The organism is gamma proteobacterium symbiont of Axiagastus rosmarus (genome assembly GCF_059730925.1).
On record NZ_AP035925.1, the window covers coordinates 1,220,036 to 1,235,056 of the forward strand.

Genomic DNA, 15,021 nt, shown 5'->3' on the forward strand with positions numbered 1-15,021 from the left:
CGCGTAACCGGCTATTTACCCTTTTGCATACTGCTTAAAACGCCGCTGCAACTCGCGGAACTGGTCGATGCGCGCATCGTAACGCGCCTGCTTCAGGCTGCCGAGCGGCACCTGGGCGCTGGCGCTACTCAGGGTGGTGATGGCCTGATCGAGCTGGCCGTTCAGCGCCAGACTTTCAGCCCGTGCCGAAAGCTCCTCATCGCGCAGCCCCTGCGCGGCTGAGGCCTGCGCCAGTAAATCCCATGCGTTGAGATCGTCAGGGTGCGCAAAGGTGTAGCGGTTAAGGATGCGGCTGGCGTTGGCCGGCTGCTTCGCCTCGACGTAGGCGTTCGCCAGGTTAAGCTGCAGCACCGGACTGGTCTGGCTGCCGCGGGCGGCGTTCAGCATGCTGATGGCCTGCTGCGGCTGGTTCAGACCGATGTCGATATCGGTCATGATATCAAGGAACCACAGGTTATCCGGCTGCTTCGCCAGCAGCGGCGCGATGATCTTTTTCGCGTTGGCAAAATCTTTCGCCTGCAGGAACTGCACCGCTTTGCCGTACTGCGCCGCCTGCTGTTCCCGCGTGTTGCCTTTGGCGTACTCATTCAGCAAATCGTCAGTCAGCTGATTGCGGCCGGTGGCGTACATACCCAGCGCGCGCACCTTCGCCATATAGAAATCCTGCGACGACTGCACCACCACCGGGCGCATCTGGTTGGCGCGGTTACGCGCGTCGGCCAGGCGGCTGTCGGGCAGCGGGTGCGTCAGCAGAATTTCCGGTGGTTTTGACGAGAAACGGCTTTGATCGGCCAGCTTTTGCAGAAATGCGGGCATCGCCTGCGGATCGAAACCGGCACGCTGCAGCACCTGAATGCCGATGCGATCTGCTTCCTGTTCGTTGCCCTGGGTGAAACTGATGATGCCCTGTTGTGTACCGGCCAGCGTACCGGTCAGTGCCGCCATCCCGGCCTGCGGGCTGGCCAGCGCCAGCAGGATCGAACCCAGCGCGCCGACCCAGGTGAGCGGGGCGCTGCGCTTTTGCTCTTCCATGGCGCGCGCCAGATGGCGCTGCGTCACGTGCGAAATTTCGTGCGCCATCACCGACGCCAGCTGGCTTTCGTTATCGGTATAGCGGAACAGCGACGAGTGCAGCACCACATTGCCGCCAAAGAAGGCGAAAGCGTTGAGCTCGTCATTCTGAATCAGGAAAAAGTGAAACGGCGTGCGCACTGAATGGGCGTGTGCCACCAGCCGCTGGCCGAGTTCATTGATGTACTGATTAAGCAGCGGATCGTTGATCAGTGGCGCGCTGGCGCGCAGCTGGCGCACGTAGAAGTCGCCAATCTGCAGCTCCTGATTAATGGAGAGCGTAGAACCTGCCGTGGTGCCCATGTCGGGCAAATTGTCGCTCAAATCGGCGCGGACACCGACCGCAGGCGTGAGCAGCAGCGCAGGAATAAGGGCCGCCAGCACTGATTTTTTCAACCGGTTAAACATGCCTTGATCCTGTAAAAGTCTCCTGCCATTGGACAGGAAAGTCATGCCAATGTTCTGTGGCGGCGTTTCCTTTTCTGCCGCGGCTCTATCTTAACCACAGTGAGGATACAAGCAAATGCCGCCGTCACATTGACGTGATGGCAAAGAATGGCTGACTGACGCGAAATTTGTAGCAAAAAATTGAATAGCGAAAAGGCAAAAGAAAAAGGCGCAGCGCACTGATGAAATTAAAGTTACGTAAAGTTGCTCAAAATAATTGAATCTGGCATGGTTTTTTCCAGGTTTACTCTGAAAAACACGTCTGAAATCCCACGGTTGGCCCGCTTTATCCATCAGTGATTTTTATCGTGATGCTCTGGTCGTGCATCACCAGCCCAGAAATGAATGGTCAGGTTTTGCTCACTGGTCAACTGGCGGCGCGCGATGACAGCATTAACCCACACGATGAGGCGCTGTCATCTGCTGTGCATCCCTTTCCCTGGTGACTGCTGGTTTTTCCGGCCAGCTATTTTTCAACTCGCCTGCACAGCTCAATTAACAGCCTTATTCAATCACCTGGCGCAATGATTTCTGCTGGCAGCCAAACGCCGGACAGCCCGCCAGTACAGGCGTTTTGCCCGCCGCGCGCTGTGGTATAGATAAAGCACTTTTTCAAACGGACTGTGAATTAACGCGCAGTGCATGCCGGAGAGTTTCTATGCGTTCTGTTGTTTCCTATGCCCTGATTGCCATCGTGGGTGGGATGGTCGGTGCCGCCGTAATCAAAAGCGATGACCTGTATCAGCGTATCGCGGGCCATTTTTCCGCTGAACCTGCCGATCCGGACGGGTTCTGGAGCACGCCGGCGGTCGCGGGCTACGGCAAAATTCATTATGAAGCCGACGCCGCGTTTAAACCGGCGGTGGGGCTGAGCAACAAAGTGGTGTTCCAGCTGACCCGCAATGAAGGCGATATCAAACGGCCTAACCTCGGGCTGGAGCGCGTGGCGCGCGTGGTCAATCTGTACATCGCCGCTGGCGTACCGGCCGAACAGCTGCAGTTTGTGGTGTCGATGACCGGCGATGCCACGCCCGCCACGCTGGATAACGCGCATTTTAAGCAGTTTTACGGCGTCGATAACCCCAACCTCGCGCTGATTGGCGCGCTGAACAAGCTGGGCGTCAAAGTCTCGGTGTGCGATCAGTCGGTGGCGTTCCATCACTATCCGCGCGACTGGATCGACCGGTCGGTGATTCATGCATTATCCAGCCCGACCACGGTGTCGACGCTGGAAAATCAGGGCTATGCCTTTTTACAGATGTAATCGCGTCTTTGGTTAAGGAGAAGTGTCATGCGTCCAGCATCCTATATTGTTATCGCCGCGCTGGCGGGCTTTGTCGGTGGAAATGTGCTGCAGCTGCCGGAACTGGTGGATAAAGTCAGCGGGAAATTCGCTGACCAGAAAACCGAACCGGCGGATTTCTGGAGCACGCCGGCGATTGCCGGTTACGGTAAAATTCACTTTGTTAACACGCCGGATTACAACCCGGCCAACACGCCCGGGCTGAGCAATAAGATTGTGTTTCAGATCAACCGCAGCGAAGGGGATATCCATCAGCCGAACCTCGGCCTTGAGCGCGTGGCACGCGTCACTAACCTCTATTACGCGGCCGGCGTGCCGCTGAATCAGCTCAACTTTGTGGTGTCGATCAACAGCGATGCGGTGCCGGCCGCGCTCAATAACGATCAGTTCCGTAAAGCATACGGCAGCGATAACCCTAACCTGAAGCTGATTGATGAGCTGAAGAAAGCCGGGGTGAAAGTGACCATTTGCGACCAGTCGGTGGCCTTCCATCAGCTGGAGCGCGACTGGATTGATACCCGCGTCACGCATACGCTCTCCAGCGGCACCACCGTCGCGTCGCTGCAAAACGAAGGGTACGCCTTCCTGATGCTGTAATCCTGCCGACAGCAGTGCAGGCTGCTGTCATCTTTTCGTCATCCCTTCGCGATGTCACTGTCACAGTTCGCCGTTAGTTTAGGCGCCAATGAGATCGATCTCATCGGCACTTTACGAGGCGAACATGTCCGACTTACTCACGGTGGCAAAGCTGGCAGGCGTTTCACGCGCCACGGCCGCGCGCGCCTTTTCCGATCCCCATCTGCTGCGGAACGACACGCTGGAGAGAGTGCTGGCGGCGTCGGAGCAGCTCGGCTTTCGTCCTAACCACATCGCGCGCCAGCTGCGCACGCAGCACTCCACCACCTTCGGCGTGCTGCTGCCCTCGCTGCTTAACCCGATCTTCTCCTGCCAGTTACAGGCGATGGAGCGCCAGGCGCGCGACGCCGGCTATGGCCTGCTGGTGGCCACCAGCGATTACCAGCCCGAGCGCGAAGCCGCCATCGTTGAACATATGCTGCGTCAGCGCGTGGCGGGCCTGGTCCTGACGGTGGCCGACGCGGATAACAGCGCGGTGCTCAGCACGCTGCAGGCGGCTGGTCTGCCGTTTGTGCTGGCGCATAACGTGCCGCAGCACAGCCACTGGCCGGCGGTGTGCGTGGATAACCGCCACGCGATGCGCGAAGCCACCGCACAGCTGCTGGCGCTTGGTCATCGCCGCATTGCCATGGTCGCCGGACCGATGCTGCAGTCAGACCGTGCACGCCTGCGCTATCAGGGCTATTGCGACGCCATGCAGCACGCGGGCCTGACGGCGCTGCCGGTGATTGAGATGGCCAGCCACACCCAATCAGACTTTACGCTGCTGGCCCCGATGCTCGGCGGTGCCACCCCGCTCAGCGCCGTGATCTGCACCAACGACCTGCTGGCCATCAGCCTGATTGGCGCGGCAGCGCGCGCGGGCGTGCCTGTGCCACAGCAGCTGGCGGTGATGGGCTTTGACGGGATTGCGATGGGGGCACAAATGGCCCCGTCGCTGGCCAGCGTAGCGCAGCCCGCCGAACGGCTCGGCGCCTGCGCCATCGATATGTTGTTGCATAACGTCAGCCGCGGCACCCGCGTGCTGCCACATCAGTTGCGGAGCGGTGAGAGTGTTGCTGCCCCCGCGTTTATTGCCACCACCAGGGAACCTCATGATGCTGCATAAAAAAGTAAAAATTTACGCCGGCGCCATCGCGCTCAGCGCCAGCGCGTTGTTTACCAGCCTGACGCAGGCGGCGGAAACCGCCATCTGTTACAACTGTCCGCCTGAGTGGGCCGACTGGGGCACTCAGCTCAAAGCGATTGCCAGAGACACCGGCATTCAGGTGCCGCAGGACAACAAAAACTCCGGCCAGGCGCTGGCGCAGCTGGTGGCGGAGCAGGGCAATCCGGTGGCCGACGTGGTCTATTACGGCGTCAGCTTCGGCATTCAGGCCGACAGCGCCGGCGTGGTCGCCAGTTACAAACCGGCGCACTGGAATGACATTCCTGCCGGCATGAAAGACAGCAACGGCAAATGGGTGGCGCTGCACTCGGGCACCATGGGCTTTATGGTCAACGTCGATGCGCTGGGCGGCGCGCCGGTGCCGCAATCCTGGGACGACCTGCTGAAGCCGGAATACAAAGGCATGATTGGTTATCTCGATCCGGCCAGCGCCTTTGTCGGTTACGTGGCGGCGGTGGCAGTCAACCAGGCGAAGGGCGGCAACATGCAGGACTTCACGCCGGCGCTGAACTGGTTCAAAAAGCTGCAGGCGAATCAGCCTATCGTGCCTAAGCAGACCGCGTATGCGCGCCTGATTTCCGGCGAGATTCCGATTCTGCTCGACTATGACTTCAATGCTTACCGCGCCCGCTACAAAGATCACGCTAACGTCGCCTTTGTTATTCCCAAAGAGGGCACGGTAACGGTGCCGTACGTCATCAGCCTGGTGAAGAATGCACCGCACGCGGCAAACGGCAAAAAAGTGATCGACTATGTGCTGTCGGACAAAGGGCAGGCCATCTGGGCCAGCGCGTTCCTGCGCCCGGTGCGCACCGGCGCCATGAGCGCAGAAGCGAAGAAATATTTCCTGCCGGACAGCGACTATGCGCGTGCGCACACCGTTGACTATCAGCAGATGGCGGCAGCGCAGAAAACCTTCTCGGCGCGCTATCTGAGTGAGATTCGCTGATGGCGATGACGGACACCCTGGCGGCTTCGTGCCGCCGGACACCGCGCCTGGCCTGCAGCCGCTGGCTATGGCTGACGCTGCCGGCGCTGCTGTTCTTCTGCGCCTTCTGGCTGCTGCCGTTTGTCCGTCTGCTGCAGATGGCAATGCAGGACGACCGCAGCACCCGGCACAGCGGCTACTGGACGGTACTGACCCAGCCGCACTACCTGCTCAGCCTGCTGAATACCGTGCTGCTGTCGCTCGCCGTCACGCTGGTGACGCTGGCCATCGCCGCGACAGTCGGCTGCTTTCTGGCACGCCAGCGCTTCAGCGGACGCAGCACGCTGCTGGCGCTGCTGACGTTTCCGCTGGCCTTTCCGGGCGTGGTGGTGGGATTTCTGGTGGTGATGCTGGCGGGCCGTCAGGGACTGCTGGCGCAAATCAGCCTGGCGCTGTTCCACGAGCGCTGGATGCTGGCCTATTCGTTTACCGGCCTGTTTATTGGCTATCTCTATTTTTCACTGCCGCGCGCCATCATCACGCTGGTGGCGGCGAGTGAAAAACTCGACCGCTCTCTCGAAGAGGCGGCGCGTTCGCTGGGCGCCAGTCAGTGGCGCATCACCTGGGATGTGATTGTGCCGGGGCTGCAGCCGGCGCTACTCTCCACCGGCGCGCTCTGTTTTGCCACCAGCATGGGTGCCTTCGGTACCGCGTTTACCCTGGGCACCGATCTGGCGGTGCTGCCGCTGACCATTTATGGCGAATTCACCAACTACGCCAATTTCGCCACCGCCGCCGCGCTGTCGGTGGTGATGGGCGGCGTCGCCTGGCTGGCACTGATGCTGGCGCGCCGACTGGCCCATCAGGAGGTGACATGAGACGTCGCGGCCTGTTCAGCCTGCAACTGCTGGTCACCCTACTCACCGCGCTGTTCATGATCGTGCCGGTGGTGCTGTCGATGCTGGCCGGCGTGACCAACAACTACTTTACCGGCCTGCGCAGCGGCCTGACGCTGAAGTGGGTGACCCAGGTGTGGCAGCTTTACGCCGACACCTTCTGGCTGTCGCTGCTGATTGCGCTGGCCTGCCTGCTGATCACGCTGCTGATCGGCGTGCCGGCAGCGTGGGGGCTGTTAAAAGCGCCGCAGCGCTGGGCGGCGCGCATCGAAGAGTGCCTGATGCTGCCGGTCGCGCTGCCGGGCCTCGCCACCGCGCTGGGCATCATCCTGCTGTACGGCCAGTTCTCCGGCCTGCGCGATAGCTGGCTGTTCATTCTGATCGGTCACGTGCTGTTTACCTTGCCGTTTATGCTGCGCCCGGTGCTGGCGGTGATGCAGGCGGTGGAGATGCCGCGACTGGAAGAGGCAGCGGCCAGTCTCGGTGCCAGCCTGTGGCAGCGCTTTTTTACCGTGGTGGTGCCCAACTGTCGCAACGGCATTCTCGCCGGGGCGTTTATGGTGATCACCCTGTCGGTGGGTGAGTTCAACATCACCTGGATGCTGCATACGCCGCTGACAAAAACGCTGCCGGTGGGGCTGGCAGACAGTTATGCCTCAATGCGACTGGAAGTGGGATCGGCCTACACGCTGATCTTTATTCTGCTGATTCTGCCGCTGCTGCTGATGCTCAACGCGGTCAATCACTGGCTCAACCGTACGCTGACGCGTGCTAATAAGGAGGCGGCATGAACCCTGCGGCCGTAACCGTTACGCTGCGCCACTGTGCGCGGCACTTTAATCACCAGCTGGCGCTGCAGCCGCTCGATCTGACGGTGCAGCCTGGCGAAACCCTGGTGCTGCTCGGTCCGTCCGGCTGTGGCAAAACCACCACGCTGCGCATCATCAGTGGCCTGGAGCGCTGTGACGACGGCGGCGAAGTGTGGTTTGACGATCGTAACGTGACAGCGCTGCCGATCGAGAAACGCAACGTGGGCATGGTGTTCCAGAACTACGCGCTGTTTCCCCATCTCAACGTGGCGCAGAACGTCGCCTACGGCCTGAAAGTGCAGGGTGTGGCGCGCGCCGAACGCGACGCGCGCGTGCAGGAGATGCTGGCCCTGGTGGATCTCAGCGCGCTGGCGCAGCGCAGCATCGACAAGCTGTCGGGCGGTCAAAAGCAGCGCGTAGCGCTGGCTCGTGCGCTGGCGGCGCGTCCGAAGGTGCTGCTGTTTGATGAGCCGCTGGCGGCGCTGGATGCGCGCCTGCGCGACCGGCTGCGGCTGGAGATTGGCGCGCTGCTGAAACAGCTGGCGATCACCGCCGTCTACGTCACGCACGATCAGCAGGAAGCGATGGCGCTGGGCGATCGCATTGCGGTGATGGAGCAGGGGCGTCTGGTGCAAATTGATACGCCGCAAAATATTTACCAGCGCCCGGCGTCACAGTTTGTCGCGGATTTTGTCGGCGCGATTAACTGTGTCGGGGTCGATGCGCGTGGCAATCCGCAGCATTTCTGCCGCCCTGAGGATGTGCTGCTGGCGGCGGACCAGCGCTACGCACGCCCTGGTTTTATCCTCGGCACCACCTTTCTCGGCGCAGCGCAGCGGCTGAGCATTGATATCGGTCTGGCGGCACCGATCCAGGTTGATCGCCACGCGCGCGAAGCCTGGCACGCCGGCCAGCCGGTAAGCTGGACGCTGGCGCAGGATGCTGCGCTGCATTTTTCTGCCTGATAAGGAGCTGTTGTGTCTGACGCTATCACGCTGATTGCGCAAATCAGTGATTTACACATCAAGGCCCATGGCCGTTTGTCCTATAAAAAAGTCGATACGCACGCCGCGCTGCTGCGGGTGATCGACACGCTGAATCAGCTGGTGCCGCGCCCGGATACGGTGGTGATTACCGGCGACCTGGTGGATTTTGGCACCGCAGAAGAGTATCAGACGCTGCGCGAGGCGCTGCGCCATCTGCAGCTGCCGTTCCTGCTGATGCCGGGCAATCACGACGATCGCCAGCAGCTGCGCGCCGCGTTTCCGGAGCATCACTACCTGCAGCACGGCGAAACGCTCAACTGGCAGATGCGTGTGAATCATCTGCAGCTGCTGGCGCTCGACTCCAGCGTACCGCATCAGCCGTGGGGCTACGTCGATGACGCACAGCTGCAATGGCTGGCAGAGCAACTGGCGCGTGAGCCTGATTTGCCGACGCTGGTGCTGCTGCATCATCCGCCGTTCCTGAGCGGCATTGGCCATATGGATCGGCAGCCGCTGCGCAATCCGGCGGCGCTGGCTGCCATCGTTGGTCAGCATCCCCAGGTGGAACGGGTGCTGAGCGGCCACCTGCACCGCTCGGTGCAGGCGCGTTTTGCCGGCACGCTGGCCTGCGTGGCGCCCGGTGTGTCGCATCAGGTGGCACTGGATTTGCGTGACCACGGTCCGGCGAACTTTGTGCTGGAGCCGCCCGGTTTTCTGCTGCATCGCTGGCAGCCGCAGCAGGGGATGACTACGCATCTGTGCGCAATCGGCGATTATCCAGGACCGTGGCCGTTTTACGATGCGCAGGGTTTAATTGATTAGCACCAGTAATAGCACAATAAAAAAGCGTTCCTGAGGGTCTGCGTCGTAGTCAATTTGGCTCAGAGGTGTACAATTGTCTGTTACCTCACCAGGGTAAACACCTCCAATTATAACAAGATAGTCAGGCACGCTAACTTATGAAGCTACTCACCAGGGCGGTTGCGCCATGTTAACGCGCATCCGGCCAAAAACTGATCTGCGCACGCTGATTGCGCTGCTGGCGATCACCAGTATCGTCATCACACTGGCTAATACGCTGTACGCTACCTGGCGCGTACAGCGCATGGTGCTGATCGAAAGCACCCTCGAAGCCAATCGCGCTTACGCCACCAAGCTGGCGGCCACCACCGAAGTGTTTTTCCAGCTGGCGCAGTCGCAGCTGCACTACAGCGCCAATCAGCTGGGTAAAGATTTCGATAATCCCGAACTGCTGCAGCAGGAAGTGAACCGACTGCGCGAACAGACCAGCAGCTTTAACTCGGTGGCGATTGTCGACAGCAACGGCGTGATTAAAGCCATTTCGCCGGAATCGCTGATGCTGAAAGGCATGCAGCTCACCAGCCAGTCTTCGCGCGAAGCGCTGGCGCAGCGCCAGCCGATGGTCAGCCGGCCCACCATTTCTGCTACCAATAACCTGCTGGTGTTTGTTTCCTGGCCGGTGTGGAGCACCGATGGGCGCTATCTTGGCTACGTCGGCGGCACTATTTATCTGAAGAAAAAGAGCATTCTCAACGTGCTGCTCGGCGAGCAGTACTATCGTGACGGCACCCATGTTTATGTGCTGGATCGCGAAAACCGCGTGCTGTATCACCAGAACAATCAGCTGATTGGCAAAAACGTGCCGGGCATCGTCAGCGATCGTCAGCGCCAGGAGCACAGCAATGGCGAAGTTCAGCTGACGGAAGAGGGTACGGCGAAGCTGGCGGGCTACGCTGTGGTGCCCACCACCGGCTGGATGGTGGTGGCGCTCAAGCCGACAAACGTCACGCTGGCGCCGCTCTCCGGGCTGCTGCTACAGGTGCTGAAGAATTCGGTGCCGTTTGCGCTGCTGACACTGCTGGTGGCGGTGATTCTGGCCCGGCTGATTGCCTTGCCGCTGTGGCAGCTGGCGCGCAAAGCCAGCCAGATGGATACCCAGGGCGTTTCCGGTGAAATTGGCGTGATTCGCGCCTGGTACTTTGAAGCGGCGCAGGTGAAGCGCGCGCTGCTCACCGGCATTGGTCTGGTGCAGGATAAAATCGGCCGGCTCAAGTCAGAGGTGCAGAGCGATCCCATGACCAGCCTGCTCAATCGCCGCGGCCTGAGCGCGGTGCTCGACTATTTCGATACCATGCAGCAGCCGTTTGCCGTGCTGGCGCTGGATATTGACCACTTCAAGCGGGTGAATGATAACTTCGGTCATGACGTTGGCGACGAGGTGATCAAACAGGTGGCGCGCACGCTGCGCCAGAGCGCGCGTCAGACCGACGTGGTGTGCCGTAACGGCGGCGAAGAGTTTCTGATGCTGCTTCCCGCCACCGCCCCTGATGAAGCGCGGGTGATTGCGGAGCGCGTGCGCACCAGCATTGCCGGCGGCTGGATTGATCCGGTCGGGCAGATCACGATTTCGATTGGTATCGCCAGCTGGCAGCCGACGCACGGCAGTCAGGAACAGATTCTGAAGCAGGCCGATGATGCGCTGTATCAGGCGAAAAACGCCGGACGTAACTGCGTGGTGATCGCCGGGCAGGAAGCGCTGGCCAGCACGGTTTCGCGCTATTAACCGGGCAGCGTCACAGCAGGATAAAAAAACGGGTGCCTGGCTGGCACCCGTTGGTAATCAGGCTGATTTCAGGTAATCGAGCACGATATCGTGGTGGTTCGAGGTTTTAAAATCGTCGAACACCTTCTCCACTTTGCCATCGCCGCCAATCAGGAAGCTGATGCGGTGAATGCCGTCGTAGGTTTTCCCCATAAAGGTTTTCTCACCCCAGACGCCAAACTGCTCGCAAACCTGATGATCTTCATCCGACAGCAGGGTGAAGTTGAGCAATTCTTTCTCGACAAAGCGAGACAGTTTTTCCGGCTTGTCGGTGCTGATGCCCAGCACTTCCACGCCCGCCTTCTTTAAATCATCCATGTTATCGCGCAGACCACAGGCCTGCGTGGTGCAGCCCGGCGTCATGGCTTTCGGGTAGAAATAGACCAGAACGCGCTGTCCCTGGAAGTCGGCCAAATTTACTTGTTCGCCATCCTGATCGGGCAAGCTAAATTTCGGTGCGGTGTCACCGGCTTTCAGTGGATTCATCACAACTCTCCATTTTTTTCTTCATGCTGTGGGTAATACACCATCAGCGGCAAAAGCGCCAGGTGGAGTTTACCTCAGGGTTATTTCACTACACGGTATGCCGGCGCGGCAGAGTGTGTGGCGGAATAACCCGGAGCCTGATTCAGACGGCGCTGTGCGCGTCGTCGGTGACACTATAGAGGCGAATTGAACCTTGTGCATGCAGTTCTTCGCACAGCCGATGGAAAGCCTGCTCAAACGGTGCGCTGGCATGATTCGCCGGGCTGTGCGCGGTCATCTGAATATAGAGCACCGGCGGCTCGTCGTCCTGGGCGGGCGTAATGCGCGACACCAGCTCGGCGATGTTCATCTGATGTTTATCGAACAGATCGGTGAAGCGTTCGATGATATGCGGTGAATCCGGCACTTCTACCTGTACCCAGACGGTAGCAGGCATCGGCGGCGTCACGCGCGCGTTGGTGCGCTTCATCACGATCAGCAGTTCCAGCTCGGCACCCTTCATCGGCAGGGTCGATTCAATCAGGGTAATGGCGTTCCAGCTGCCGGAGAGCAGCATAATAAAGGTAAACTCGTCGCCCAGCATCGCCAGGCGGCTGTCTTCAATATTGCAACCGCAGCTGCTGACGTGGCGGGTAATAGTATTGACGATACCCGGACGATCAACGCCCAGAGCGGTGATCACCAGATGGTGCGGCTGTGACTGCGGCAAAATGGCGTTTCCTGTACGTTCGCTAATAACCATAAGGTAAACATAAAAAAAACTGCTGACAAGCGCGGTAATGGCGTGGCTCGCTTGCTTTTCTTTCGGCGGAAAACGTAACATGAGGCACTTGTTTGTCGAGGGGATAGCCCATGTTCACCGGAAGTATTGTTGCGCTCATTACGCCTTTGAATGAAAAAGGTGATGTCTGCCGCGCAAGTCTGAAAAAACTGATTGATTATCATGTCGCCAGCGGTACGGCGGCGATTGTTTCTGTTGGCACCACCGGCGAATCCGCGACCCTCAGCCATGAAGAGCATGGCGATGTGGTGATGCAAACCCTGGAGCTGGCCGATGGCCGCATTCCCGTGATTGCCGGGACCGGCGCGAATGCCACCGCCGAAGGGATCTCTCTGACAAAACGCTTTACCGGCACCGGCGTAGTCGGCTGCCTCACCGTGACCCCGTACTACAACCGTCCGACGCAGGAAGGTCTGTACCAGCACTTCAAAGCGATCGCCGAAAGCACCGATCTGCCCCAGATGCTGTATAACGTCCCGTCACGTACCGGCTGTGACATGCTGCCGGAAACCGTTGCCCGCCTGGCTGAAATCAAAAATATTATCGGAATCAAAGAGGCCACCGGGAACTTATCGCGTATTTCGCAGATCCAACAGCTGGTTGGAGATGAGTTCATTATTGTCAGCGGTGATGACGCGACAGCGCTGGACTCCATGCAACTGGGCGGCAAAGGCGTTATTTCGGTCACGGCTAACATTGCAGCACGTGAAATGGTTGAACTCTGTGCGCTGGCACAAGAGGGCAAATTTGCCGAAGCGCGTCGCCTGAATCAGCGTCTGATGCACCTGCACCAGACGCTTTTCTGTGAACCGAATCCTATCCCGGTGAAATGGGCCGCGAAACAGCTAGGATTAATCGCCGATGACACGCTGCGCTTGCCGATGACGCCGCTGACCGAAGCCGGTCAGGCGAAAACCGCGCAGGCGCTGATCCAGGCGGGTCTGCGATAATTTAGGGAGAATCAATGAGTTATTCAGTTAAGCGCTCGACGCTGGCAACCGTGGTGGGCCTCTCCACCCTGATGCTGCTAACAGCTTGTTCCAGCGATCAGCGTTATAAGCGCCAGGTCAGCGGTGATGAATCTTACCTGCAGGCGCCTGAACTGCATGATTTAAAAGCCCCGGCGGGCATGATTCTGCCGCTGCAGAATGGTGATTACGATGTGCCGCACAGCGTGGCGAAAGGCGCGCTGGGTAAAGAGCTCGACATCCGTCCACCGGCGCAGCCGCTGGCGCTGATGAACGGCACCCGCGCGCAGTTCACCGGTAACACCGGCGTGCTGGCGGTTGACAGCAGCCGTGGCTCCATCTGGTCGCAGGTGGTGAACGTGGTGCAGTCGTACAAATTCCCGGTTGCCCAGCGTGATGATGCGGCGCAGCAGCTCACCACCGACTGGGTGCAGTGGAACCGTGCTGACGAAGATAACCAGTATCGCGGCCGTTACCAGATCAGCGTGCAGAACCAGGGCTATCAGCAGGTGCTGACCGTACGTCTGCTGGAACTGCAGCAGCAGGGCCAGACGGTCACCACGCCGGTCCAGGTTCAGCGCTATACCGGTCAGATGCTGAATGACATCAGCACCGGTCTGGATAAGATCGATACCGCCAGCCAGGATGCGGCTGCCGGACGTGCCAGCGGACAGATTGATGTCCAGAGCGGCGCGGACGACACCGGTCTGCCACTGCTGGTGCTGCGCTCACCGTTTAACGTCACCTGGCAGCGTCTGCCGGCGGCACTGAAGCGTATGGGCATGGAAGTTACCGATGACAACCGCTCGCAGGGCAGTCTGAAAGTGACCTACAAGCAGCCGGGCAGCAGCGCGTTTGACGCCATCGGCGCGAAAGATCCGGAACTGCCAAACGGCGACTACAAGTTGCAGGTGGGCGATCTCGATAACCGCAGCAGCCTGCAGTTCATCGATCCGAAAGGACACGTACTCACCCAGGCGCAGAATGATGCGCTGGTGGCGGTCCTGCAGGGCGCGCTGAACAAATAAATGCAATAAAGGCCGGAGATTCTCCGGCCTTTTTGTTTTGGTTTTGGCATAATAGCGCCCGGCGAGGTAAACGATTGCGTCAGGCAGTCATCGCGCGGTGAAACACCGCTGAACACGGGTTCTTTCATGTTTGGAGTTAACAAGATGCAAAAGCGAGCTGAGTTGTATCGCGGTAAAGCGAAAACCGTATACAGCACCGACAATCCGGATCTGCTGGTACTTGAATTCCGCAACGATACGTCAGCAGGAGACGGTGCACGAATCGAGCAGTTTGATCGTAAAGGCATGGTGAACAACAAGTTCAACCATTTCATCATGACCAAACTGCAGGAAGCGGGCATTCCGACCCAGATGGAAGCGCTGCTTTCTGATAACGAAGCGCTGGTGAAAAAGCTGGAGATGGTGCCGGTAGAGTGCGTGGTGCGCAACCGGGCGGCCGGATCGCTGGTGAAACGTCTGGGCGTGGAAGAGGGCATGCTGCTCAATCCACCGCTGTTTGATCTCTTCCTGAAAGATGACGCCAAACACGACCCGATGGTCAACGAATCGTACTGCGAAACCTTTGGCTGGGTGAGCAAGGCTAACCTGGCGCGCATGCAGGAGCTGACCTTCAAAGCCAACGAAGTGCTGAGCAAACTGTTTGATGATGCCGGTCTGATTCTGGTGGACTTCAAGCTGGAGTTCGGTCTGTTCAAAGGTGAAGTGACGCTGGGCGACGAATTCTCGCCAGACGGCGCGCGTCTGTGGGACAAAGAGACCATGGACAAGATGGACAAAGACCGTTTCCGTCAGAGCCTCGGCGGCCTGATCGAAGCGTACGAAGAAGTGGCACACCGTCTGGGTGTCAAACTGGACTAAGCTTCTGCCGGTGTGCGTCACGGTAGTTCGGAC

15 protein-coding genes are annotated in these 15,021 nt (G+C 59.4%); 12 read left to right on the plus strand and 3 right to left on the minus strand.

All coding sequences use genetic code 11. The features are described 5' to 3' along the window. Positions 1-15: 15 nt before the first annotated feature. A complete protein-coding gene (gene bepA, locus AC6I8F_RS05580) occupies positions 16-1,479 on the minus strand; it encodes a beta-barrel assembly-enhancing protease (protein ID WP_021506592.1) in 1,464 nt (487 codons plus the stop codon). Between the two features lie 697 nt (positions 1,480-2,176). Between bepA and AC6I8F_RS05585 the strand changes: the two genes are divergently transcribed. From AC6I8F_RS05585 to AC6I8F_RS05625, 9 genes are all read left to right on the plus strand, one after another. After that, on the plus strand, positions 2,177-2,782 hold the full coding sequence (locus AC6I8F_RS05585; RefSeq protein WP_021506593.1) for a DsrE family protein: 606 nt from the start codon (positions 2,177-2,179) through the stop codon (positions 2,780-2,782). Positions 2,783-2,809: 27 nt separating this feature from the next. Further along, positions 2,810-3,418 carry a DsrE family protein gene (locus AC6I8F_RS05590; protein WP_021506594.1) on the plus strand — a complete coding sequence of 203 codons (609 nt, stop codon included), beginning with the start codon at positions 2,810-2,812 and terminating at the stop codon, positions 3,416-3,418. Between the two features lie 124 nt (positions 3,419-3,542). Next, the gene (locus tag AC6I8F_RS05595) at positions 3,543-4,565 is read left to right on the plus strand and encodes a substrate-binding domain-containing protein (RefSeq protein ID WP_498028603.1); all 1,023 of its coding nucleotides are present in this window, start codon (positions 3,543-3,545) and stop codon (positions 4,563-4,565) included. Beyond that, positions 4,552-5,574 (plus strand): ABC transporter substrate-binding protein, encoded by a 1,023-nt coding sequence (locus AC6I8F_RS05600; protein WP_498028604.1) that lies wholly within the window; start codon positions 4,552-4,554, stop codon positions 5,572-5,574. The genes AC6I8F_RS05595 and AC6I8F_RS05600 overlap by 14 nt, the downstream gene beginning before the upstream one ends. Beyond that, the gene (locus AC6I8F_RS05605) at positions 5,574-6,431 is read left to right on the plus strand and encodes an ABC transporter permease (RefSeq protein ID WP_498028605.1); all 858 of its coding nucleotides are present in this window, start codon (positions 5,574-5,576) and stop codon (positions 6,429-6,431) included. The genes AC6I8F_RS05600 and AC6I8F_RS05605 overlap by 1 nt, the downstream gene beginning before the upstream one ends. Next, a complete protein-coding gene (locus AC6I8F_RS05610) occupies positions 6,428-7,240 on the plus strand; it encodes an ABC transporter permease (RefSeq protein WP_264442268.1) in 813 nt (270 codons plus the stop codon). The genes AC6I8F_RS05605 and AC6I8F_RS05610 overlap by 4 nt, the downstream gene beginning before the upstream one ends. Then, positions 7,237-8,223 carry an ABC transporter ATP-binding protein gene (locus tag AC6I8F_RS05615; protein WP_058770829.1) on the plus strand — a complete coding sequence of 329 codons (987 nt, stop codon included), beginning with the start codon at positions 7,237-7,239 and terminating at the stop codon, positions 8,221-8,223. The genes AC6I8F_RS05610 and AC6I8F_RS05615 overlap by 4 nt, the downstream gene beginning before the upstream one ends. Positions 8,224-8,235: 12 nt before the next feature. After that, entirely contained in the window at positions 8,236-9,066 is an 831-nt protein-coding gene (locus AC6I8F_RS05620) for a phosphodiesterase (RefSeq protein WP_498028606.1), read from the plus strand. Positions 9,067-9,232: 166 nt separating this feature from the next. After that, on the plus strand, positions 9,233-10,828 hold the full coding sequence (locus tag AC6I8F_RS05625; protein WP_021506601.1) for a sensor domain-containing diguanylate cyclase: 1,596 nt from the start codon (positions 9,233-9,235) through the stop codon (positions 10,826-10,828). 57 nt (positions 10,829-10,885) lie between these two features. Here the strand turns inward: AC6I8F_RS05625 and bcp are convergent, their stop codons facing one another. Beyond that, complete coding sequence (gene bcp, locus AC6I8F_RS05630) at positions 10,886-11,353, minus strand: thioredoxin-dependent thiol peroxidase (protein ID WP_021506602.1); 468 nt, start codon at positions 11,351-11,353, stop codon at positions 10,886-10,888. Positions 11,354-11,495: 142 nt separating this feature from the next. Further along, positions 11,496-12,062, minus strand: coding sequence for a glycine cleavage system transcriptional repressor (locus AC6I8F_RS05635; protein ID WP_081049393.1), 567 nt, complete (start codon positions 12,060-12,062; stop codon positions 11,496-11,498). A 143-nt stretch (positions 12,063-12,205) separates the two neighbouring features. Here AC6I8F_RS05635 and dapA point away from each other — a divergent pair, with 143 nt between their 5' ends. The 3 genes from dapA (at position 12,206) to purC (ending at position 14,988) form a co-directional block, all read left to right on the plus strand. After that, positions 12,206-13,084 carry a 4-hydroxy-tetrahydrodipicolinate synthase gene (gene dapA, locus AC6I8F_RS05640; RefSeq protein WP_021506604.1) on the plus strand — a complete coding sequence of 293 codons (879 nt, stop codon included), beginning with the start codon at positions 12,206-12,208 and terminating at the stop codon, positions 13,082-13,084. Between the two features lie 14 nt (positions 13,085-13,098). Continuing rightward, entirely contained in the window at positions 13,099-14,130 is a 1,032-nt protein-coding gene (gene bamC / locus AC6I8F_RS05645; RefSeq protein WP_021506605.1) for an outer membrane protein assembly factor BamC, read from the plus strand. 144 nt (positions 14,131-14,274) lie between these two features. Next, positions 14,275-14,988, plus strand: coding sequence for a phosphoribosylaminoimidazolesuccinocarboxamide synthase (gene purC / locus AC6I8F_RS05650; RefSeq protein WP_031279423.1), 714 nt, complete (start codon positions 14,275-14,277; stop codon positions 14,986-14,988). Positions 14,989-15,021 lie beyond the last annotated feature (33 nt).